We start from the raw sequence: 21,953 nt of genomic DNA, 5'->3' as shown, positions 1-21,953 counted from the left end.
CACAACGATTTTGCCCCGTTTGGCTCGGTCTGGAATGGTGCGTCGTGCACTTGGCGGTATCAACACGGGGCAATATAGGAATGAGTCGAAGAAATTCGACGCGGTTGCGGCTGGCCGTCACCGGCGTCGCCACCGTCGTGACCGGCGCGGGTGTCGCGTTGGTCATTGCCGGGACGCACGGGCCCGGGACATCCGCGCAGGACTCCGCCGCTTGGAAGGCGGGAACGTCGTCGTCCGCCCGGCCCGCGGCGTCGTCATCCGCGGAGGTTCCCGGTACAGGTGCGACAACCGGCAGCGGACGCTCCCAGCCGGACCAGCCGGACCAGCCGAGCCCGGCGCAGGGCAGACCGAGCCCGAAGAAGGCGGCCACGCAGGCGAAGGAGATCGTCGTCGGTGACCGCGCGCTCGTGCGCGGTGTCGCGGCGGAGGATTACCAGTCGAGTTCCGCGCTGGTGGAGAAGGACGGCAGCCGGCACGTCCGCTTCGATCGCACCTACCGGGGGTTGGAGGTGCTCGGCGGTGACTTCATCGTGCACTCCGGCCCCGACGGCCGGCTCCGGGACACGACGCTGACTCAGAGCGCGACGATCTCGGTGTCGACCACACCCGACGTGACCGCGGCGAGAGCGGCCAAGGTGGCCGAGGCGAAGTTCACCGGCAAGGAGCCTCGGACCACCCCGACACTGGTCGTCGACGCCGGTGACGGCGCGCCGCGGCTGGCCTGGCGGGTGCTCGTCGAAGGGCTCGACGCGAGCGCGATGACCGTCGTGGTCGACGCGACGACCGGCGCCGTTCGCCGCGCCTACGACAACGAGCGCACGGAAGCCGGGAGCGGGCACGGCCAGCACTCCGGGAAGGTGTCGCGGAGCACCACCCGCCGTGCCGACGGCACGTTCGAGCTGATCGACCCCGACCGGGGCGGCAGCGAGGTCCGCGATGCCCGCGGCATGGACCTCGATCGACACGGTGGCGCATGAGATGGCGCACGGAATCACCTCCGCCACCGCGGACCTGATCTACGCCGGTGAGTCCGGCAGCCTCAACGAGGCGGCCAGCGACATCTTCGGCGCGCTTGTCGAGTTCCACGCCGACAACCCCGCCGACCCGCCGGACTACCTGCAGAGTGAGCAGCGGAACGGCGCCGACAAACCGCTGCGCTTCATGGATGACCCGGCCAAGGACGGCGAGTCGCTGTCGTGCTGGACGCCGGCGCTCAAGAGCCTGGACGTTCACCACGGCTCCGGCGTAGGGAACAAGTTCTTCTACACCCTCGCCGTGGGCAGCGGTAAGTCGAAGTGGGGCGACAGCCCGACGTGCGGCGGAGCCCCGGCGGTCACCGGCATCGGCAACGACAAAGCCGGCAAGATCTGGTACCGGGCTCTGACCACGTACATGGTGTCCTACACCAACTACTCCGCCGCCCGCGAGGCCACGCTGAAGGCCGCCGCCGATCTGTACGGCGCCGACAGCAGCGAGCGCAAGGCCGTGGACGCGGCATGGAAGGCTGTCGCCGTCGACGGATCCGATCCGGTCGCGACGGGCCCCCAGCCGACGGATCCCAAGCCCGGGACGCCGCCGCAGCGTCCCGCGATCGAACAGCTTCCCCCGGTGTACGGCGTGGCAGGCAAGCCGGTCACGTTCACCGTCAAGGCGTACGACCCGCAGGACGACCCGGTGACCTACAGCGCCACCGGACTGCCTGCCGGGCTGACGCTGGATCCCGCGACCGGCCGCGTCACAGGCGTGGTGGCCGAGCCGACGACGGCCGTTCCAGAGGTCACGGCCAAGGACCCGGCCGGGAACTCCGCCATGACAAAGCCATCGATCTACATCTTGCCGCCTCTGACGGTGAACAGCCCGGGGCAACGGATCGGAATCGTCGGATCGACGGAGTTCGTGAAGCTGAAAAGCAGCCACGACGAGGTCAAGTACACCGCCACGGGACTGCCACCCGGATTGACGCTCCGACCCGGGGAATCCTTCATCTCCGGGTCTCCCACCACCGCCGGTACCTCGACGGTGGTCGTCACCGCCACCGATCCGGCGGGGCAGCGTGCCTCGGTGACCTTCGAATGGCGGGTGTACGCCAAGGTCTCGGACATTCCGCGGCCGCCGCGCCCCTCGAGCGGGCCGAGCGCCTCCTCCAGCCCGTCCGCTCCGCCCGGTTCCGGGTCGAGTCCGAAACCCGCTGCTCCGTCGGCTTCCCGTTCGTCATCGGGGCCGGCTGCCGGAGGTCCGTCCACCTCGCCGGCAAGCTCGCCCGCCACCGAGCCGACAGCCGCGGCGGACGGCCCGCTGGCGTTGACCGGTGCGAATGTGGCCGGGCTCGCCGGCATCGGCGCACTCTTCGTCGTGGTGGGTGTGCTGCTGGTGACCGTGCGACGACGGCGATCCGAGGCTCCGCGGGCCTGACGGCTGCTGACGCGACCGGACAGTGGGCCACGCCGAGCGTGACCCGCTGTCCGGTGTCCGCACCTCCACGACAGCCCGGCAAGGTGATGACAGCGGGTTGCCGAGGGCGAGGGACCGGCCGTCGCGGTGAGCCGATGGCCGGGCCGATGGTCGAGCCCTTTTTCGGCATGGCCTAGAACGACGGAAGCCCTGGCGGGACATATGTCCTGACCAGGGCTTCCGTATGTGGAGCGGGTGACGGGAATCGAACACGCGCTGTCAGATTGGGAACCGTACAAGGCCCCTGGTGATCACCCTGGATCACAGCTCAGCGGGAGATCGAGTGGCCTGGAATGCCCTCAAGTAGCCCGCCGTAATGGCCCGTATCTTGGATGAGGGGCAGGCGGTCGGCGTGGCCAGGCGGGAGGCACTTTCTCCCGACTGCCCCACCGTTTACGCAGCTCAGGTCACATCGGGGGCACGGGGGGGGACAGGGCCAACTTCGGTATTTCGCTCGGGCGTCATTCCATAGTCATTATTCGATGACGGCGATTCGTTTGGTTGATGGCGAGATCGCTGTCCAGGAATCGGATCTGGGTCCGGGCGAACAGGTCGATGCCGGTCATGGCGAGTGGGAGCCAGGCTTGATTGATCGCGGACCGAGCTGGTCGCGGTCCGCATCGCTTCTCGGACCGGTTCGGTGGTCGCGGCGATACTGAATCGGATGTCGAGGTGCCTGTCGCACCCGCCCTGCTGCTGCCGCAGTCCGGCCAATACTTGGCTGAACGCGCTGGTCAAACCGGTCGCATCGGGCGAGTAGCCGGGTGCCGGCGGCGTGACCGACCAGCAAGTGCCTTCCGCGACGGGTTACCGGGGCTCTTAACAAGCCTATTTCTCCTGATCAGAAGGCATTCTGCATTTCCGGCCCCTTTTTAGGATAGCCCTTAATGAAAAGCCGAGGCTAGGGCGGAAAATTCACCTGACGCAACTATTAGATCCATGATATCTACTGGATCTCTCTGCGTGCAACCTATATATTGACACACCAATATTGGGAGTGAGATTGATCACATAGTGGAGTTGCTCAATGTGTGTACATCGGCATCACGAACTGTTAACGTCGATCTTGCTCGATTGATCGCGCTGATCAATCAAACACACGGGAGGAAACGAATGAAGCAGGCTATCACTCGTACGGCTATCGTCTCGATTCTAGGGACGATTGCCGTCGGTGTCGGTGCAACTCCTGCATTCGCGGCCACCACAGCCCCCAGCTGTATCGGGCGCACTATTCACAATGCTGACTCGGACACCAACCCCGTGGGAGTCACCCTCAAGAATAACTGCGGCTCCACTAAGAAGGTGCGAATCATTCTGGACTGGGGCACCGATTCACCGTGCATCACCCTTGCGGCAGGGGCCACGAAGACCTGGTACTCGCTGAGTGTCCTCGCGGACTACGACAAGACGGTCCTCTGCTGATCAGGAAAGATCGCCAGCTATAGGTGAAGTTGCGGTACGGGCTATTGCTCGTACCGCAACTTTATTTTGCGGCGATTGTCAAACCGTACGAGACCCCCTGGTGATCACCCTGGATCACAGTTCAGCGGGAGATCGAGTGGCCTGGAGCGACCTCAAGTAGCCTGCTGCATTAGCCCGCTAGTGGCTTGGATCTTGAATGAGGGGCACGCCAGCCGGGAGGCCGATCACGGGATCGCCGACGCGATGGACCGGGCGGTAATGGCGGCCCCGGCGCAAGCCGAGCAAGCGCAAAGGCGAAGTGGGTTGTCGATGGCGGCGAACGGCCCGCCGAGGCGGGCTAAGGCCCGTTAATGGCCCATCCCCGGTTCAGCATGGCCTAGAACGACGGAAGCCCTGGCGGGACATATGTCCTGACCAGGGCTTCCGTATGTGGAGCGGGTGACGGGAATCGAACCCGCGCTGTCAGCTTGGGAAGCTGATGTTCTGCCATTGAACTACACCCGCAAGCTGCTCCACTGTACCTGATTCTCCGTTGTGGTGAAGGCGCGGCCCCGGGATCTGTGGTGGTTGAGTGGCAGAGGTGGCGAGGCCGTTTCGCGGACGGTGGGTGGCTTCGCGGGTCAGCTGGCGACGGCGAGCGGGCGTAAGGGACGCGGGGCGTGCCAGGTCTGGGCGTAGGCCGGAAGAAACGGCGTGGCGGCCAGCGGCAGGGCGCCCGCCGGACCGTGCCGGCGGAGCATGGCGGTCTCGACCGTGAGCTCGAAGAGCCGCCAGTCGACGTCGGGTGAGGCGTGCAGGGTGCCGGCCAGGTGGGTGACGACCCGTGGGTCGCGGACGGGCAGGGCATGGCCGGTGAGGCAGGCCTCGTCGTCGTTGTCCTCGGGCGGGTAGGCGTGGAGGGCGTATCGCCCGTCGCGCTCCAGGTCGCGGCGTTTCGGCGAGTCGACGACGAAGCAATAGAGGCCGCCGTCGGTGAAGACCGGCGAGATGGGGTGGACCCGCGGGCCGCCGTCGGGACGGATGGTCGCCAGATAGCCCATGCCGGGCCCGTACTGCTGGAGGAGCGCTCGGATGCCGTCGGCGAGCGCCGGCTCGGCGACGGCGAAATCGGACCAGGAAGCCATGCGGCCATTCTATCGAACATACGTTCGACCCGGCCACCAAACACGCCGATCCGGGCAGGTCGGTATGGTGTTGCGATGCTGCTCTCCGACCGTGACCTGGTCTCCGAAATCAAGTCCGGAGGCTTCTCGCTGGAGCCCTTCGAGCCGTCGCTCATGCAGCCGTCCAGCATCGACGTGCGGTTGGACCGCTTCTTCCGGGTGTTCAACAACCACCTCTACACCCACATCGACCCGGCGGAGCAGCAGGACGACCTGACCGCGCCGGTCGAGGTGGAGGACGGTCAGCCGTTCGTGTTGCATCCGGGCGAGTTCGTCCTGGCGTCCACGCTAGAGGTGATCACTCTCGGACAGGATCTGGCCGCGCGGCTGGAGGGGAAGAGCAGCCTGGGCCGTCTCGGCCTGCTCACCCACTCGACCGCCGGCTTCATCGACCCGGGCTTCTCCGGGCACGTCACGCTGGAGCTCTCCAACGTGGCCAACCTGCCCATCAAGCTCTGGCCAGGGATGAAAATCGGTCAGCTGTGCATCTTCCGGCTGTCCAGCCCGGCCGAGCACCCCTACGGTTCCGCGGTCTACGGGTCGCGTTACCAGGGGCAGCGCGGTCCCACGGCGAGCCGCTCGGCACAGAACTTCCGCACCTGGTCCACCCACTGACCGACGTCGGCCGTACCCCGATCGAGTGTTCGGGCGTACCCCGACCGGGTCTTTCAGTGAGCCAATAGCCGGCGGACCCGGAGCCCGCCGGCCGAGGCCGCGCCGAGGACCTGTTCGATCTCGGCCGCGCTGAGCCCGGCTGTCGGCACGGGCAGGAAGCGGGCGCCTCGCATGCTGAAGAGCAACTGCCCGGACAACTGCTCGACGGACCGGAAGGCGCGCCAGGCGTACGCGTGCCGGCTCACCGCGTCGGAGCTGGCGACGCCGCCCTCGCTGATCTCGTAGGTGGTCAGGCGTGCGGCCCGCAGGCTCTGCGCGGTCCGGTTGAGCAGGACCACGGGAACCAGCACGGCGAGGGCCGCTCCGGTGGCCGTCAGCGCCGGGTCGAGGTCGCCGGTGGTGACCAGCAGAAGCACCGCGAGCAGCAGGAACGCCCATCCGGCAAGCCGGGCCGTCAGCACCGGCCGTCGCAGGCCGTGCCGGGCGGCGGCCGCGATCAGCGCCGGATCGGAAACCGCGGTGATCTGAATCTGCACCCCGGAAAGGTAGCTGTCACCAGGGCGAATCAGTACCAGCCGGACGGCCGAGGGCCGGGGTGGCACAGTCGGCGGATCTACGATGGCGGCGTGTATCTCATGATTTCGACCTACCTGAAGCCGCTCACCGAGGTGGACGCGGCGCGTGCGGACCACCTGGCCTTCATCGCCGACCTGGAGAAGGGCGGTTACGCGGTCACGGCCGGCCGGATCGACCCACCGACCGGGGGCATCATCCTGCTGGACGTCGACACCGAGGCGGAGGCGCAGGAGCTGATCGCCGCGGACCCGTACGTGCGGCAGGGCCTGGCCACCTACACCGCGACGGGCTGGCACCCGACCCGGGGCGCTCTCGCCGGATATCAGCGGACCCGCGACTGAGAAGCCGCCCGGCGCGCCCGGGAAACGCGGGCCTCCGTGCCGGTCAGGGGCCGGCCGCCGAAGGTCCGGTGGACGGCGTGGTCCACGTTGGTGAGCGCCGGGAGTGCCTTACGGGTCGAGGTCCATTCCGGTCAGCAGACTCCTGATGGCCAGCTCGGCGGAGATCGCGGGCGGGCACTCGTCGACGATCACCGCCACGCCCAGGTACCGCGTTCCGAGGAGTTCGCGCAGGCCGCGGGCCTGGGCGCCGGTGGCGGCCCAGTCGTCGACGACGAGAACGCGGTCGTCCGGCCCGACGAGGTCGCGCCGGATCCCGAGTCGCTGCACGTCGCCGCGGTGATCGGCGGGAACGTCGGCCCAGATCATCGGTTCGGCGATGGCCCGGCGGGCTCCGGCCCGGTACGCCTCGACGAACCCCACCCCGAGGGCCCGCGCCACCAGCGGTCCGACCATGAACCCGGTGACCTCGGGCGCGACCACCACGGTCGGCCGTTCCGCCTGGAAGAGGGCGGCCAGAGCCGGGCCGAGCCCGTCCAGGATCTTCGGGTCACGCCACCAGCCGGAGCGATCGCTCACCATGTAGTCATGGCTGGGGCCGAGGTCGGTCCAGCGGAAAGCCGAGCGGAGAAGGTCACGGAGATCGTCGGTCACGGGGACATCCTGTCACCGGCTGTCGCCCTTCTTTGGACCGACCGAATGACAACCAAAGCGACGGTGGGTCAGAACCTGCTCAGCCTAGGGGTCAAGTTGATGCCCGACGTCAGGTCGATCGGGCATGCTGTTCCGCGGAACCATGCGTACTTTCATGGCGGGACGACGCCCGCTGAGCCCAGGGAACCGCGCCGGCCTCGGCGCGGCCCTCGTGCTGCTCGCCGTCGTGTCCGCCGTGGAACTGGCCGACGGCCCCTCGGCGCACTTCGTCGGCCTGCTCGCGGCGGTTCCCTTCCTCGCCGCGGTCTTCGCGGTCTGGCAGCTGGTGCTCGGGGCGGGCGTGTTCACGACCGTGGTCGGGGCGGTCTTCGTCGGCGTGTCCGACCCTCAGCAGGGCATGGCCGGCCTGGTCAACCTGATGGGGATCGTGCTGGCGACCGGTGTGGCGGCCGCCGGGGCCACCGTCCGGGAGCGGCAGTCCGAGAAGATCGCCGAGCTGTTGCGCCTGGCGGCGGTAGCGCAGCAGGCGGTGCTGCGGCCGATCGGTCCGCAGGTGGGGGCCCTCGCGGTGGCCGGGCGGTACATCTCGGCGACGGCGGCGGCGGACATCGGCGGCGACCTGTACGAGGCTCTCAACACGCCGTACGGGGTGCGGATCATCATCGGGGACGTACGCGGGAAGGGCCTGGACGCGGTCCGGCTCGCGAGCATCGTGCTCGGGTCGTACCGGCATGTCGCGTACGAGCGAGCCGATCTGAAGTCGATCGTGCAGGACCTGGACCGGGCGGTGGCCCGCAGCGTCGGCGATGAGGACTTCGTGACCGCGGCCCTGGTCGAGGAGCGTGGCGGCACGCTCACCATCGTCAACTGTGGACATCCGGCGCCGTTGTTGCTGCGCCGTGGGCAGGTCATTCCGCTGGAGCCACCGGCGCCGGCCCCGCCGCTCGGGTTCATGCCGGAGGTGAAGGCGCGGGTGGAGCGGCTGGAGCCGGGCGACCGGCTGCTGTTGTTCACCGACGGCCTCGGCGAGGCCCGCCGGGAGGGTGAGTTCTTCCCGACGGCCGACCGGGCGTGGCGCCTGCTGGGCCATGGCACGGTCGGGGACGGTCTGGCGTCGTTGGAGACCGCTCTGACCGACTGGGTCTACGGGCGGCTCGAGGACGACATCGCGCTGGTACTGCTGGAGTACGCCGGCCCGGACGGCGGCACTGCCGTTCCGGTGCCGAGCTGGGAAGTCGGAGCTGCGGGCAGCTGACTCAGGCCGCGTGGTCCTCGGGTTCGGCCGGCGCGGCCGGTGAGGTCGGCGCCGGTCCCGGCGGAAGCGGATCGGGCTGCCGATGCCGCCCGACGTAGTTTCGTGGCTGGCTGGCCTGACGCGGCTCCGGAATCAGGCCCTTGAGCGTTGCGAACATGGCGTCCCCCTGTTCGTAGCTGTCTATCCGGTGAAACGAGCCGTCTCCGCGGGCGATACGTGGGACGCGTGTCGAAGTAGGCAAATGGCCGAACGGCTGTATCCGCTGCCACCTGATCGGCGACGTTTGGCCCACGAACCGACGGACAAGCCACCCCTACCGGTGAGTTCGACCGGAAACCCTGCCCGGGTTGTCGTTGGCTACCGATGAGTAATACAGTGGGGTTACTGACGGGTAACTCGCGTCCGGAGAGCGGGGCCAAGCACCATGACGCACTACAAGAGCAACCTTCGTGACCTCCAGTTCAACCTGTTTGAGGTGTTCGGAGCAGAGAAGGCGTTCGGCCAGGCGCCGTTCGACGAGATCGACGTGGAGACTGCCCGCGACATCCTCGCGGAGGTCAACCGGCTGGCTCGGGAGGATCTCGGGGCCAGCTACGTCGACAGTGACCGCAACCCTCCGGTCTTCGACCCCGCGACGCACACCGCGCCGCTGCCGGAGTCGTTCAAGAAGTCCTACGAGACGTTCATGGCTTCCGAGTTCTGGCGGCTCGACCTGCCGGCCGGCATCGGTGGCACCTCCGCTCCGCGGAGCTTCTACTGGGCCATCGCCGAGCAGATCCTGGGTGCCAACGCCCCCATCTGGATGTACGCGTCGGGTCCTGCCTTCGCCAACGTCATCTGGCACGAGGGCACCGAGGAGCAGAAGGAGTGGGCCAAGCTCTTCGTTGAGAAGCAGTGGGGCTCGACCATGGTCCTCACCGAGCCGGACGCCGGCTCGGACGTCGGCGCCGGCCGCGCCCGCGCCATCCCGCAGCCGGACGGCTCGTGGCACATCGAGGGCGTGAAGCGCTTCATCACCTCGGGTGAGCACGACCTGACCGACAACATCATCCACTACGTGCTGGCTCGCCCGGTGGGCGTCGAGGGCGTCGGCGGTCCGGGCACCAAGGGCCTCTCGCTCTTCATCGTGCCGAAGTACCACTTCGACCCGGCGACCGGCGAGCTCGGTGAGCGCAACGGCGTCTACGCCACCAACGTCGAGCACAAGATGGGCCTCAAGGTCTCGAACACGTGCGAGATGACCTTCGGCGAGCACGGCACCCCGGCCAAGGGCTGGCTGCTGGGTGAGCAGCACGAAGGCATCCGGCAGATGTTCATGATCATTGAGAACGCCCGGATGATGGTCGGCACCAAGGCGATCGCCACCCTGTCGACCGGCTACCTGAACGCGCTGGAGTACGCGAAGAACCGCGTACAGGGCGCCGACCTGGTGCAGAACGGCGACAAGGCGGCCCCGCGGGTCACCATCACCCATCACCCCGACGTGCGCCGGTCGCTGATGACCCAGAAGTCGTACGCCGAGGCGCTGCGTGCCCTGGTGATCTACACCGCGACCTGGCAGGACAAGATCGCGATCGCGGAGGCCGCCGGCGACGAGAAGGCCGCCAAGATCGCCAGCAAGATCAACGACTTCCTGCTTCCGCTGGTCAAGGGCGTCGGTTCCGAGCGGGCGTACGAGCTGCTGGGCGCCGAGTCGCTGCAGACCTTCGGTGGTTCCGGCTTCCTCCAGGACTACCCGCTGGAGCAGTACGTCCGGGACGCGAAGATCGACACCCTGTACGAGGGCACGACCGCGATCCAGAGCCTCGACCTGATCTTCCGCAAGATCGTCAAGGACAACGGCCGGGCGCTCGGCACCATCGCCGGCGAGATTCAGGGCTTCATCGAGAGTGAGGCCGGCAACGGCCAGCTCAAGGACGAGCGGCTCGCCCTCGGCAAGGCGCTCGGCGAGATGCAGAGCATCCTCGGCACCACGCTGGGCTGGCTCCAGGCCGTCCAGGGCGGTGAGTCCCGTGAGCTGTACAAGATCGGCCTGAGCTCTCGCCGGATCCTGCTCGCCCTCGGCGACGTGGTCCTCGCCTGGCTGCTGCTGCGCCAGGCCGAGGTGGCGCTCAACGCGCTGAACGGCGAGGTCTCCGAGCCGGACAAGAAGTTCTACACCGGCAAGGTGGCCGCGGCCCGGTTCTTCGTCCGCGAGATCCTGCCGCGGATCGGTGCCGACCGCCGGATCATCGAGAACACCACCCTCGACCTGATGGACCTGGACGAGGACGCGTTCTGATCTTCTGAAGCTTTTCCCACTCTCCTGAAAAAGACGTAGGCCGGCGGACAACGAAGTCCGCCGGCCTACGTCTTTTCGGCCATTTTCGACGCTACGCAACCGTACCGTCGTGCGTTATGATGATCATCATTTTTATGCTGATCACTGGCGCGGGGGCCATCGGTGCGCATCGTCTCCACATCTCTTGCCGCTCTTCTCCTGACCGGGCTCACCGCCGTTCCGGTGTCGGCCGCTGACACCACCACCCGCCTCGTCGTCGGGCTCACCGACAGCGCCGACCCGGCCGTCGTGGTGGCCGCGCTCGGCGGGCGAGCATCCGAGCCGCAGGCTGTGCCCGGATTGAAAGCGATCACCGTCACCGTGCCGACGGCCGAGCGGGCGGCCGCGCTCTCCACCCTGGCCGCCGACGCCTCGGTGCGGTACGCGGAGGCGGACGGCACCGTCGTCGCCGACGCCGACCCGGACGAGGCGTCGAACCGGCGATCCGGATGGAACAACCAGATCCCGTTCTCCTGGACCTGGAGCACCGGCAGCCCGTCGGTGACGGTGGCGGTCGTCGACAGCGGCGTCTCCCCGACCGACGACCTGAAAGGTCCCCGGCTGCTTCCCGGCCGCGACCTCGTGGACGGCGACGCCGACCCGGCCGACGACGACAACCACGGCACCATGGTGGCCAACACCATCGCGGCCCAGCACGGCAACGGGGCCGGCGGGACCGGCGTCTGCGGCAGGTGCTCGATCCTCCCGGTCCGGGTGCTGAGCCGGCAGTCCGGGATCGCGAAGGGATACACCTCGACCGTCGCGGCCGGCATCGTGTGGGCCGCCCAGCAGGATGCGCGGGTCATCAACCTGTCACTGAGCACGCCCACCCGCAGCCGCCTCCTCGAGGAGGCCGTGGAGACAGCGACTGCCGCCGGCTCCCTCGTCGTCGCCTCGGCCGGTGACGACTCCAGCCTCGCGCCGTACTATCCGGCGGCGATCGAATCGGTGCTGGCCGTGGGCTCGGCCGGAGCCGGCGGGCGCCCGGCGAACGCCTCCAACCGCAACGGCCACGAGTCCACCCCGTGGGTCGACATCGCGGCCGACCGGCACTACGAGGCACTGAACGCCCGGTCGCAGTCCCAGGTGATGCTCGGCACCTCGGTGTCGGCGGCCCTGGTGTCCGGTGTCGCGGCGCTCGGCCTCTCGGTGAAGCCGAATCTGGACGGCGCCGCCCTGCGTGCCGCGATTCTCGCCTCGGCGGGCCGGGGCGGCCGGATGGAGGCCGAGGACGCGCCGGTCCTCGACGCGGCCGGTCTGCTGCACGACCTGGGCGCCGCCGACGACGTCGCGCCGCAGATCACCTCCGTTTCCCCGGCCGACCAGCTGTTGCCGGGGCGGCAGTTCGCGGTGACTCCCAAGATCGTCGAGGATCATGCGATCCAGCGCTACGAGGTGGAGTCCGAAGGCCGGATCGTCCGGCGGAACCACATCTGGGAGAACTCGCTGGTGGTGACGCCGCCGGCGGACCGGAACGGGCCGCTCACCTACACCGTGCGGGTCTGGGACTACGCCGGGCAGATGGCCGAGCGCACCGCCACCGTGCAGGTCGACTCGACGCCGCCGACCGGAACGATCGACGCCCCGGCCCAGGGCATGGCCGTGCCTGCCGGGCCGGTCGACGTCGTCTTCACCTCCGCGACGGCCGAGAATCTGACCTTGGTGCGGGCCAACGACGTCGCGCTGACGCAGGACGGCCCGCGGCGCTGGATCGGGCGTATCACCCCGAACGGGCTCGGCCAGATCCACCTCAACGTGTTCGACGCAGCGGGCAACATGACCGACCTCAGCCGTACCGTCGTGGTGGACGATGTCGCACCCGGCGGCGTGATCGAGACGCCCTACGCCGGTGAGCGGATCCACGGGCCGGTGCGAGTCGTCTACACCGTGGCTACCACGGAGCAGATGCGCTCGGTGACGGCCAACGGGACGGCGATGACCCGGATCGGGTCGACTCGCTCGTGGGAGGCCACCATCGTGCCGCCCGCGACCGGCGACATCCGGGTGATCGCCGAGGACCTGGTCGGCAACCGGACCGAGCTGACCCACCAGGTCGTCGTCGACCTCGCCGGCCCGGTGGCGACCGCGATGAGCCCGGCGGACGCGGCACGGGTCCGCGGCACCTTCACCAGCACCCTGAGCGGCGTCAGTGACGTCTCCGGTGTAAGCAAGGCCGAGCTTTCGGTCAACGGCCTCTACGTCGGCACGGACACCACGGCGCCGTACGCGCTAGCGGTGCGGACCGGCACGTACAACGGCAACGTCGATCTTGCCTGGACACTGACGGACGGCTTCGGCAACACCCGGACCTACACCCGCCGGGTGACAGCGGACAACGCGGGGCCGGCGGTGTCGATCAGCAAGGGCCCGAGGAACAAGGCCCGGCTCAAGGGCACGACCAAGGTGTACGTGAAGGCCTCCGACGCCGGTGGTGTCGCCCGGGTCGAGTTGGTCGTGAACGGAAAGGTGGTGGCTCGGGACGTGAAGGCCGGTTACCTGCTGAGTTTCAACGCGTCGAAGCAGAAGCGGACGATGAAGGTGCTGGTCCGGGCGTACGACAAGCTCGGTAACGTGAAGTCCACGACCACCCGGACCTGGTACCGCAAGTAAGGTCTCTCAGCCGCGGGCGGTGTGCGAGCGGGTCAGGCGCATCGCCCCGGGCTGGGCCTCGGCCCACGGCTTCTCCCCGGTGTGGACGGCGATGCCGGAGGTCCGCATCTCCACCACCGTGCCGGAGTACTGGTCGTCGGGCAGCAGCAGAGCAGACACTTCGGACATCGTCGGGTTGTGGCCGACGACCAGGACCGTGCGAATATTGTCCGGCAGGGCCTGGAGCAGCGCGAACACCTCGCCACCGCGGCCCAGGTAGAGCGACTCCTCATAGTGGACCTCGGGCGCCGGGCGAGCCGACCGGCCCTGGAAGAGGGCGATCGCCGCGTTCTGCCACGTCTGCCGGGTGCGCTTCGCGGGGGAGCAGAGGACCAGGTCGGGGTGCAGGCGCTCGTCGGCGAGCCAGGCGCCGGCCGCGTCGGCGTCGGAGCCGCCCCGCTCGGTGAGGGCGCGGTCGAAGTCGTCGAAGTCGCCGGGCGTCTCGGCCTTGGCGTGGCGCAGCAGGATCAGCGTCCGCGTGGTCATCGGTACAGCTTGCCTGATTGGAACTTGAGGCGTGCGGGTAAACGCTCGATCGACGCATTCATCACGGTCGAGCGGGATCGCCCGGCCGGGCGGACATCCCCCGAGGAGGCTCCGATGGGCATCGGCGCAAGCATTTTCCTGCTCGCTCTGGGCGCGATCCTGGCGTTCGCCGTGGAGGCGGACATCAGTGGGCTCGACATCGGCGTGATCGGCTGGATCCTCATGCTGGCCGGACTCGCCGGCCTGGTCATCACGTTGGCGTTCTGGAGTAACCGTCGCCGCACCGTGGTGACCCGGACGCAGCAGCCGGCCACCGGGGCGGGTTACACGGAGTACCGCGAGGTTCGTCGCGACGACGTCCCGCCGCCCCCGCCGTCCTACTCCTGACGCACGAACGGCTCGGGCTTCGACGAAGCCCGAGCCGTTGTCGTCACGGTGCCGCCTAGGCGTACAGAGCGAAGTAGACAGCGATGTGGTGGCAGATCGCCGCCACCAGCGTGCACGCGTGGAAGAACTCGTGGTGCCCGAAGACGGTGGGCCACGGGTTGGGCCGGCGCAGCGCGTAGAAGACCGCGCCGACGGTGTAGATGACGCCGCCGACGGCGAGCAGGACCAGGCAGGTGACTCCGCCGACTTTCAGGACGTCCGGGACGATCGCGACGGCGACCCACCCGAGCGCGACGTAGAGCGGGGCGCCCACCCATCGCGGCAGGTGCGGCCAGATCACCTTGAGCGCGACACCGCCGAGCGCGCCGCCCCACACCAGGCTGAGCATGATGGCCTGCATCGCGTCGTCCAGCAGCAGGATGCAGAACGGCGTGTAGGTGCCGGCGATGAAGATGAAGATCATCGAATGGTCGGCCCGGCGCATGATCTGATAGCCGCGCTCGCTCCAGACGCGCCGGTGGTAGAGGGCGCTGGTGCCGAAGAGCCCACAGACGGTGATGCTGTAGAGCAAGCAGCTCAGGAACGGCGCGATGCCGGGCCGGCTCAACGCGATCGAGCTGAGCACGATGCCGCAGACCAGCGCGACGAAGAACGCGTACTGATGCAACCGGCCGCGGAGTCGCGGCTTGCCGAGGTCGGTCGGCTTCATCCGAAACGGGGCTGAGGTCGTCACGATCTCCAGGTTACGGCACCGTAGGTTACTGGTAGGTAGTGATGCCGGATACGGTTGCCGCTCGCGAGTGATTTCCGCATGAAGATACGACGGGCAAACGGTTGATCGTCCGTTTTGCCCGTATCGTACGGGGGAATTTATGGCACTCGCCCGGGTGTCTTCACGCTGCTCGGGTGGTGGCTACGCCGCTCGGATGGGTGCTTTTACGCCGCTCAAGTGGGTGCGCTCGGGGACTACCGTTGGCTTCCGTGAGTGCGATCGACCTGAACGCCGACCTCGGTGAGGGCTTCGGAGCCTGGCGCCTGGGTGACGACGACGCCTTGCTCAACGTGGTGACCTCGGCCAACGTGGCCTGCGGCTTCCATGCCGGCGACCCTTCGACGATGTACCGCGTGTGCCGGCTGGCCGTCGACAAGGGCGTGGCCGTCGGCGCTCAGGTCGGCTATCGGGACCTCGCCGGATTCGGCCGCCGCCGCATCGACTACGACCACGACGAGCTGCGAGACGACATTCTCTATCAGATCGGGGCGTTGGAGGCGTTCTGCAAGGTCGCCGGTGACCGTGTCCGCTATGTGAAGCCCCACGGCGCCCTATACAACACCGCCGCGGTCGACGAAGGCCAGGCCTCTGCGGTGGTGGCGGCCGTCCTGGCTTATGACCCGGCACTGCCGGTGCTCTGCCAGCCGGGATCGGTGCTGGCCCGGCACGCCGCGCAGAAGGGCCTGACCGTCGTCGGAGAGGGCTTCGCCGACCGCGGCTACCTTCCGGACGGTCGCCTGGTGCCGCGCTCGCGGCCGGACGCGCTGGTGCACGACCCGGACGAGGTGGTCACCCGGGTCCGGCGGATGGCCGTCGACGGCGCGGTGGTCGCCGTCGACGGCTCGGTCATCGCCTGCCCGGTCCGGTCGATCTGCCTGCACGGCGACACGCCCGGCGCCGTGGAACTGGCTCGTGCGGTGCGCGCCGGGCTGGAGTCCGAGGTGGACATCCAGTCCTTCTGATCTAGCCCGGCTGGTCCATACCGCGCAGGATCAGCGGCAGCCGGTTCGGGCCGGCCGGATCGATCACGACCGGTACACCCCAGTCCTGCCTGGTCAGATGGCAGGCGCCGAACTCGGCGTCGGCGTCGCACGTCGCCGCCTGCGCCACCACCTGAAGCACACCCTTGGGTACGGCAGGGTTCAGCACCAGGCGCCGGGACAGATCGGTGGTGGCGCCTTCGCCCTCCAGCAACAACTCGGCCGGGGACGCCGACACGGTGAGCCGCACCGGCGAGCCGAACTGCGAGTCCAGTTTCTGCCCCGGTGCGGGCGTGAAGATCACGTCGAGGGTGACCTCGCCCGGAGCCAGGTGCGACGGCGGGCGCTCGGTCTTGTGCCGCTCCCCGCTGACGGTCTTGACCACTCCGGGAGCGAGCCGGGTCAGCCGGTGTGCGGCCGACTCCACCACGATCACGGTCCCGTCAGCGGTCACGAGGACGTCGCTCGGCTCGGCCAGCCCGGAATCCACGGTGGACACCGCACCCGACGCCGGGTCGAACCGTCGCACCGCGCCGTTGTAGGTGTCCGCGACCAGCACAGACCCGTCGTCCAGAGTCGCCACCCCGAGCGGGTGCTGGAACAGCGCCTCTGCAGCCGGGCCATCCACGTGACCGAAATCGAACAGGCCCTGGCCGACCGCGGTGTGCATGACGCCGTCCTCGACGTACCGCAGCGCCGACGTCTCGCTGTCCGCGATCCAGAGCCGGCCGCCCGCCGCGGAGAGGCCCGACGGCTGGGCCATCCACACATCCGGAATTGGGCCGTCACGCAGCGCCTCGACCGTCGTGCCCGCGTAGACGCCGACCGTGCGCTTGATCGGGTCGAACCACCACAACTGGTGGATCCCGGCCATGGCGATGATGACCCGGTCGTCGAACCACGCCAGATCCCACGGCGACGACAGATCAGCGGCGAGCGCGTCATGAGCCCGGTCGTCGACCGTCGAACGCCACGGGCGTCCCGAACCGGCGATCAGAGTGACCTCGCCCGTCTCCGTGTTCAGCCCCCGCAACTGGTGGTTGACCGTGTCCGCGACGACCACGTCGTAACCGGCGATCGCGGCCACCGCGGGCGGCAACTTGACCAGGCCCTGCGGCTCACTGAACGGCTCACCGCGAGTTCCGCTGCCGAACCGGCGGACCAAGGTCTCCCCGTCTGCGGTCAACTCCACCACCGAGTGCCGGGCCGAATCCGAGACCAGCAGGTTGCCACCGGGCAGCTCGATCACCTTTCCCGGGAAGTGGAGCAGGCCCTCAGGGGCGGGCGGGGGCACATACGGCCCGTCACCGCGGTGCAGGGTGCCGCTCGCCTCATGCTTCACGATCAACTCGTCGATCAGCCGGGACAGGCCCTCGGCATGGCCCTCGCCGGCCATCGAGGCCACCAGGTAGCCCTCCGGATCGACCACGGCCAGAGTCGGCCACGCCTTTGCGGCGTACTGCTGCCACAGGTGCATGTCGCCGTCGTCGACGACCGGGTGGTGCACGCCGTACCGCTCCACGGCCGCGGCCAGCGCCACCGGGTCCCGCTCGTGCTCGAACTTCGGCGAGTGCACGCCGATCACGACGAGGGCGTCGCCGTAACGCTCCTCCAGCGGCCGGAGCTCATCCAGGACATGCAGGCAATTAATGCAGCAGAAGGTCCAGAAATCCAATATTAGGATTTTTCCGCGCAGATCGGCCAGAGTGAGGGCCTTACCGCCGGTATTGAGCCAACCGCGACCCTTGAGTTCGGGCGCACGAACGCGAAATTCCATGCCACCCATGGTGCCGTACCGAGTTGCGTGGCTTTCCTGCCGGCTCCGCGTCGTTCCACGGCAAAACGCCTCGTCACCGGGGGACGAGGCGGGCGATTTCCCGCCGGTCGGCAACCCTGCGGGCGGCGAGAAGTCACTCGCCTCGTTCCCGAACGGGGTGCGGTAGCTCCGTGACCATGAACGAGCCACGTGGCCGTCCCTGACCGGGGCGGTTGATCCCTCGCGGTCCCGCACGACGAACGGCCCCGCTCAAAGAGCGGGGCCGTTCGGCAGAGCGCTGGGGTCAGCCGTTCTTCTTCAGACAGAGGACCTCGTTACCGCTGTCCTTCGGGACGACGATGTACGGCTGGGTCGCGTCGCCGCACTGGTCCTTGGCCTTCACGATCGAGGTCACCTCGAAGGTGTTCGGTTCCCCGCAGGCCGTGACCACGGGTTTGCTGCCCTCGCGCTTGACGCACTGACCCTGCGAGACCTTGAACTCGTCGTCCCCCGAGATCAGGTAGACCAGGCCGAACACCAGGCTGAGCAGCAGCGCCGCACCGAGCACGACGGCCAGAGCCACCGGAACCGTGCGGATGTGGATCTTCGCCGACGGGGGCGGTGCGGGCGGCTCCGACTTGAACTGCTCGAACTTGCCCTGATCGTCACCCGGACCAGGCCAGCTCGTGGTGTCCTCGGGGCCGGGCGGGGTCACCGTGGCACGGGCCGCCGGGCTGTTCGGGTACATCCCACCGCCGGGCTGCTCGCCGGGCATCGGCGGCAACGCGGGCGGCGGCACGTACGGCGAGTTGCCGCGACCGGAGACGTCCGTGGTGTGCTCGTTGTACTGGTCCGGCAGCGTTCCGGGACCGCCACCGCGACCGGCGACGTCCATGGTGAACTCGCCGTAGGGCGGACCGGACGGGTCGCCGGGAGCACCGAACGGCGGCGGGAACTGCGGCGAACCCGGCGCGGCCGGACCGCCGGCGCCTGGTAACTGCGGCGAACCCGGCATCGAGGCCGAACCTGGGAACGGCGGGCCGCTCGGAGCGCCGTTACCGGGGAACGGCGGGCCGCTCGGAGTGCCGTTGTCCGGGAACTGCGGGGAACCCGGCATCGCGAACGGCGATCCGCCACCCGGCGGCGTCTCCGGCGGAGTCACTCGTGCACTGGCCGTCGCCCGGGCGGTCGCCCGCGCCGGCGATTGCGGAGCGACCCCGGGAGTGCCGGGAACCTCGCCGGCCGGAGGCTGGAAACGATCATCGTCACGCGATGCGCCCGAGAACGGGGTGGAGCCGAAAGCGGAGGCCATACCCTCGCCGCGATCGGGCGTGAAACCACCCGACGGCGACTCGTCGTCGGACTGCGGGCCTCCGGGGAACGACGTCATGCCGCCGGGACCGCCACGATCGTCGGCGCCACGCTGCGGAAGACCGAATCCACCGGACGGGTTTTCCCCCGATGGGGGGAATCCGGAGCCGGCCTCGCCTCGCCTCGGCAGGCCGAAACCGCCGGACGGACTCTCGTCCTGCTGCGGCTGTCCGCCGAACTGGCCGCCGAACGGCGAGGTCGGAGCCGGTGCGAAACCGCCGGACGGGCTGTCACCCTGATGCGGGAACCCGCTCGACGGGGCGGTGCCGTACGGCGACGAGGCATTGTCATCCCGCGGGAATCCGCCAGGCTGGCTGGTGCCGTAGGGAGAGTCCGAAGCTCCGTCGCTCTGCGGGAATCCGCCAGGCTGGCTGGTGCCGTAGGGAGAGTCCGAAGCTCCGTCGCTCTGCGGGAATCCGCCAGGCTGGCTGGTGCCGTACGGCGAGCCCGAAGCTCCGTCGCTCTGCGGGAATCCGCCGGACTGGCTGGTGCCGTACGGCGAGCCCGAAGCTCTGTCACCCTGCGGGAATCCGTCGGGTTGCCCGGGACTGAACGGCGCCGCCGAGCCGTGGTCGCCCTGTTCGGGCCGGTTGCCGAACGGGGACGGCGAGGCGTAGTCGTTCTGCTCCGGCTGGCTGCCGAACGGCGCTGCCGAGCCGTGGTCGCCCTGTTCGGGCCGGTTGCCGAATGAGGACGGCGAGGCGTAGTCGTTCTGCTCCGGCTGGCTGCCGAACGGCGCTGCCGAGCCGTGGTCGCCCTGCTGCGGCAGTCCGCCGAACGGTGACGTCGGCGCCGGCGCGAATCCGCTGGGCGGTGAGGGCGGCGCCGGAGGTGAGAAGCCGCCGGACGGCGATGCCGGACCGCCCTCGCCCCGCTGGGGCAGACCGCTGGGCTGGCCGGCGGAGAACGACGTGCCGAAGCCGCCGGAGGCTGCCTCGTCGGAGCGTGCCGAACCCTCTTCCGGCTCCTCGTGGGCCGGCGTGGCCGCCGGACGGCCGTAGACCCGGGCCTGCGGCGGCGCAGAGGCCTGCGGCAGGTCGGCGGCTTCGGGCGGGGTGACGCGAACGCCGGGCACCGACGCGCTGGCTGTCACCGGCCGTGCCGAACCGACCGCGGGTTTCGCGACCGGGTCACGCGGCTGGGGAACCGAGGACGGAGCTTCCTGTTGTTCCACTGACGGCACCGATCCCTGTGATTCGGGTCCGCCGAGCGGGCCACGCGGCTCAAGCCCGCCGAGCGGATCGCGGGAGCCGAAACCGCCAAGCGGGTCACGCGCGTCGGGAGCACCGTGCGTGCCGGGCGAGTCGAGACCGCCGAACGAGTCACGCGAGTCGGGACCACCGAGGCCCGGCGTGTCGCCCGGGGCCGGCGTGGACGGCGGCAGCGCGCCACCGGAGGACAGCGCCGCACCGGGCACGCGCTGCGGATAGCCGGAGGGCGTGGACGGCTCGTCGGAGGCCTTCGCCGCGGGCGGGAACGATCCCGCGCCGAACGGCTGCTGGCCGCGGACCGGCAGGCCGGGTCCGGGCTGGGCGCCCGACGAACTGTCGGCGGCCGGGCCGGCCGGGGCGCGCAGCGGGAAGCCGCCGCCCTCGCCCCGACGGGACGGGAAGGTGTTGCTGGCCGCGGGCGGAGGGCCCTGGTCGGCGGGAGAATCGGTGGTGCGGGCGTTCTCCCGCATCCAGCTGTTCTGCGCCGGGCCGGCGGAGAAGGCGGCCGAGGACGTGCCCTGGCCGGAGAACCCACCCGGGGCGGCCGAGGACGTGCCGGAGCCGCCGGAGAACCCGCCCGGAGCGGCGTTGAACGCGCCCGGGGCAGAGCTGTCGGGCAGGTCGGAGAGGCTGGCGCCGGGAACCCGGACCGGCTGGTCGCCGAAGGCGGAGAACGAGCGGCCGAGGCCACCGTCCTCGGGTGCGGTGGCGCCGGGGGTACGGGTCGGCAGGCCGCTCGGGCTGAGGTTCGCGCTCACCGGGTTGTCCGGGGCGGCGGGAGCCGGCGGTGGCGCCGCGGCCGAGGCGGCCTGGCGGCTGGGTGGCGGCGGGAATCCGGCCGGTCCGAACGGCGACGGCGCGGCCGGGTCGGAGGTGGCCGGAGCGGTTGGTTCGGCCGGGAAGCCGGGCGGGGCCCAGGCCGGCTGCGCGGGCGCGGCGTCGAACGGGCCGGGTGCCGGCACGGACGCGGCGCCGGAGGGCTGGACGGAGCCGTAGGGCGGTGGTGGGGTGCCGGGCTGGCCATACTCCGGCGAGGAGACCGGGCCGTAGGGCGATGCCGTGCCGGCGGTCTCGGGTGCGACCGAACCATACGGCGAGGCGTTGCCACGCTGCGGAAGGTCGCCTTCGGTCTGTGGCGCACGAGCCGAGCCGTACGGCGTGCCGGCGGGGTTGGAGCCCGCGCCGAAAGTGGAGACGGCGGGCACGACGAACGGTGAGCCCCCGCCAGGAGTGGCGGCCGGGGGTGGACCGTACGAGTTGGGGAAGCCCTCTGCGGGGGACTGGGCCGATGCCCGGCCCGCGATCCGCTGTGCGTCGGGGTCGTGCGGGAACCCGCCCGACGTGGGTCCGCCCGACGTGGCCTCGGCCGGCTGACCGGCGTGCTGCCCCTCGGACGTCATACGCGCCTCCTCATCGATGCGACCGTGCCAGCTTTGCACGGACGCGGCCCCGTCGGCGTTCTTCCGCCTGAGGGCCGTGCCAGCTTTCCGGCCTGGCCGTGCTGGGGCCGGGACGCCTGTCGCCGTCTCTGCCCCGGTCACCCGCGC

The 21,953-nt window shown here is 69.5% G+C and carries 16 protein-coding genes and 1 tRNA gene; 9 read left to right on the top strand and 8 right to left on the bottom strand.

The genetic code is table 11. From position 1 onward, the window contains the following. Positions 1-80 precede the first annotated feature (80 nt). A complete protein-coding gene (locus QLQ12_RS30260) occupies positions 81-977 on the top strand; it encodes a hypothetical protein (protein WP_282758980.1) in 897 nt (298 codons plus the stop codon). Beyond that, positions 937-2,412 carry a M4 family metallopeptidase gene (locus tag QLQ12_RS30255; RefSeq protein WP_282758979.1) on the top strand — a complete coding sequence of 492 codons (1,476 nt, stop codon included), beginning with the start codon at positions 937-939 and terminating at the stop codon, positions 2,410-2,412. Before QLQ12_RS30260 ends, QLQ12_RS30255 begins: the two co-directional genes overlap by 41 nt. Positions 2,413-4,303: 1,891 nt before the next feature. Here QLQ12_RS30255 and QLQ12_RS30250 read toward each other — a convergent pair. Together QLQ12_RS30250 and QLQ12_RS30245 are read right to left on the bottom strand one after the other, a co-directional pair. Beyond that, positions 4,304-4,377: transfer RNA gene (locus tag QLQ12_RS30250), tRNA-Gly, on the bottom strand. A 116-nt stretch (positions 4,378-4,493) separates the two neighbouring features. Next, the gene (locus QLQ12_RS30245) at positions 4,494-4,997 is read right to left on the bottom strand and encodes a pyridoxamine 5'-phosphate oxidase family protein (protein WP_282758978.1); all 504 of its coding nucleotides are present in this window, start codon (positions 4,995-4,997) and stop codon (positions 4,494-4,496) included. Positions 4,998-5,072: 75 nt separating this feature from the next. Here QLQ12_RS30245 and dcd point away from each other — a divergent pair, with 75 nt between their 5' ends. Continuing rightward, positions 5,073-5,651, top strand: a complete 579-nt coding sequence (gene dcd / locus QLQ12_RS30240) for a dCTP deaminase (RefSeq protein WP_282758976.1) — start codon at positions 5,073-5,075, stop codon at positions 5,649-5,651. Positions 5,652-5,704: 53 nt separating this feature from the next. Here the strand turns inward: dcd and QLQ12_RS30235 are convergent, their stop codons facing one another. Beyond that, positions 5,705-6,187 carry a YcxB family protein gene (locus QLQ12_RS30235; protein WP_282758974.1) on the bottom strand — a complete coding sequence of 161 codons (483 nt, stop codon included), beginning with the start codon at positions 6,185-6,187 and terminating at the stop codon, positions 5,705-5,707. A 99-nt stretch (positions 6,188-6,286) separates the two neighbouring features. On the opposite strand from QLQ12_RS30235, the gene QLQ12_RS30230 reads away from it, so the two are divergent. Continuing rightward, positions 6,287-6,568, top strand: coding sequence for a YciI family protein (locus QLQ12_RS30230; protein WP_282759384.1), 282 nt, complete (start codon positions 6,287-6,289; stop codon positions 6,566-6,568). Positions 6,569-6,676: 108 nt separating this feature from the next. On the opposite strand, the gene QLQ12_RS30225 is transcribed toward QLQ12_RS30230, so the two are convergent. Continuing rightward, entirely contained in the window at positions 6,677-7,219 is a 543-nt protein-coding gene (locus tag QLQ12_RS30225; protein ID WP_282758972.1) for a phosphoribosyltransferase, read from the bottom strand. 124 nt (positions 7,220-7,343) lie between these two features. Here QLQ12_RS30225 and QLQ12_RS30220 point away from each other — a divergent pair, with 124 nt between their 5' ends. The 3 genes from QLQ12_RS30220 to QLQ12_RS30210 all read left to right on the top strand — a co-directional run bounded on the left by QLQ12_RS30220 (position 7,344) and on the right by QLQ12_RS30210 (position 13,404). Beyond that, positions 7,344-8,474, top strand: a complete 1,131-nt coding sequence (locus tag QLQ12_RS30220) for a PP2C family protein-serine/threonine phosphatase (protein ID WP_282758970.1) — start codon at positions 7,344-7,346, stop codon at positions 8,472-8,474. Positions 8,475-8,898: 424 nt separating this feature from the next. Further along, positions 8,899-10,755 carry an acyl-CoA dehydrogenase gene (locus tag QLQ12_RS30215; RefSeq protein ID WP_282758969.1) on the top strand — a complete coding sequence of 619 codons (1,857 nt, stop codon included), beginning with the start codon at positions 8,899-8,901 and terminating at the stop codon, positions 10,753-10,755. A gap of 162 nt (positions 10,756-10,917) precedes the next feature. Next, positions 10,918-13,404, top strand: coding sequence for a S8 family serine peptidase (locus QLQ12_RS30210; protein WP_282758967.1), 2,487 nt, complete (start codon positions 10,918-10,920; stop codon positions 13,402-13,404). 6 nt (positions 13,405-13,410) lie between these two features. On the opposite strand, the gene QLQ12_RS30205 is transcribed toward QLQ12_RS30210, so the two are convergent. Beyond that, positions 13,411-13,929 carry a SixA phosphatase family protein gene (locus tag QLQ12_RS30205; RefSeq protein WP_282758966.1) on the bottom strand — a complete coding sequence of 173 codons (519 nt, stop codon included), beginning with the start codon at positions 13,927-13,929 and terminating at the stop codon, positions 13,411-13,413. A 114-nt stretch (positions 13,930-14,043) separates the two neighbouring features. On the opposite strand from QLQ12_RS30205, the gene QLQ12_RS30200 reads away from it, so the two are divergent. Beyond that, positions 14,044-14,316, top strand: a complete 273-nt coding sequence (locus tag QLQ12_RS30200; protein ID WP_282758965.1) for a DUF6458 family protein — start codon at positions 14,044-14,046, stop codon at positions 14,314-14,316. Positions 14,317-14,371: 55 nt separating this feature from the next. Here the strand turns inward: QLQ12_RS30200 and trhA are convergent, their stop codons facing one another. Continuing rightward, the gene (gene trhA, locus QLQ12_RS30195) at positions 14,372-15,049 is read right to left on the bottom strand and encodes a PAQR family membrane homeostasis protein TrhA (RefSeq protein ID WP_282758963.1); all 678 of its coding nucleotides are present in this window, start codon (positions 15,047-15,049) and stop codon (positions 14,372-14,374) included. A gap of 257 nt (positions 15,050-15,306) precedes the next feature. Between trhA and QLQ12_RS30190 the strand changes: the two genes are divergently transcribed. Next, on the top strand, positions 15,307-16,050 hold the full coding sequence (locus tag QLQ12_RS30190; protein WP_282763985.1) for a LamB/YcsF family protein: 744 nt from the start codon (positions 15,307-15,309) through the stop codon (positions 16,048-16,050). Position 16,051: 1 nt separating this feature from the next. Here the strand turns inward: QLQ12_RS30190 and QLQ12_RS30185 are convergent, their stop codons facing one another. Beyond that, positions 16,052-17,845 (bottom strand): NHL domain-containing thioredoxin family protein, encoded by a 1,794-nt coding sequence (locus tag QLQ12_RS30185; protein WP_282763974.1) that lies wholly within the window; start codon positions 17,843-17,845, stop codon positions 16,052-16,054. 283 nt (positions 17,846-18,128) lie between these two features. Continuing rightward, complete coding sequence (locus QLQ12_RS30180; RefSeq protein ID WP_282763972.1) at positions 18,129-21,806, bottom strand: LppU/SCO3897 family protein; 3,678 nt, start codon at positions 21,804-21,806, stop codon at positions 18,129-18,131. Positions 21,807-21,953: the final 147 nt, after the last annotated feature.

It is taken from the genome of Actinoplanes sandaracinus, from assembly GCF_030009775.1.
GTDB lineage: Bacteria > Actinomycetota > Actinomycetes > Mycobacteriales > Micromonosporaceae > Actinoplanes > Actinoplanes sandaracinus.
The sequence above is the reverse complement of the archived record's forward strand: the minus strand, read 5'-3'. Positions and strand labels throughout refer to the sequence as shown.

Bases quoted from the DNA above. Each gene is read 5' to 3' on its own strand.
- QLQ12_RS30260 (WP_282758980.1), top strand. From the start codon at position 81: ATGAGTCGAAGAAATTCGACGCGGTTGCGGCTGGCCGTCACCGGCGTC.
- QLQ12_RS30180 (WP_282763972.1), bottom strand. From the start codon at position 21,806: ATGACGTCCGAGGGGCAGCACGCCGGTCAGCCGGCCGAGGCCACGTCG.
- QLQ12_RS30200 (WP_282758965.1), top strand. From the start codon at position 14,044: ATGGGCATCGGCGCAAGCATTTTCCTGCTCGCTCTGGGCGCGATCCTG.
- QLQ12_RS30185 (WP_282763974.1), bottom strand. From the start codon at position 17,845: ATGGAATTTCGCGTTCGTGCGCCCGAACTCAAGGGTCGCGGTTGGCTC.
- QLQ12_RS30255 (WP_282758979.1), top strand. From the start codon at position 937: ATGCCCGCGGCATGGACCTCGATCGACACGGTGGCGCATGAGATGGCG.
- QLQ12_RS30205 (WP_282758966.1), bottom strand. From the start codon at position 13,929: ATGACCACGCGGACGCTGATCCTGCTGCGCCACGCCAAGGCCGAGACG.
- QLQ12_RS30230 (WP_282759384.1), top strand. From the start codon at position 6,287: ATGATTTCGACCTACCTGAAGCCGCTCACCGAGGTGGACGCGGCGCGT.
- QLQ12_RS30220 (WP_282758970.1), top strand. From the start codon at position 7,344: ATGCTGTTCCGCGGAACCATGCGTACTTTCATGGCGGGACGACGCCCG.
- QLQ12_RS30215 (WP_282758969.1), top strand. From the start codon at position 8,899: ATGACGCACTACAAGAGCAACCTTCGTGACCTCCAGTTCAACCTGTTT.
- QLQ12_RS30245 (WP_282758978.1), bottom strand. From the start codon at position 4,997: ATGGCTTCCTGGTCCGATTTCGCCGTCGCCGAGCCGGCGCTCGCCGAC.
- dcd (WP_282758976.1), top strand. From the start codon at position 5,073: ATGCTGCTCTCCGACCGTGACCTGGTCTCCGAAATCAAGTCCGGAGGC.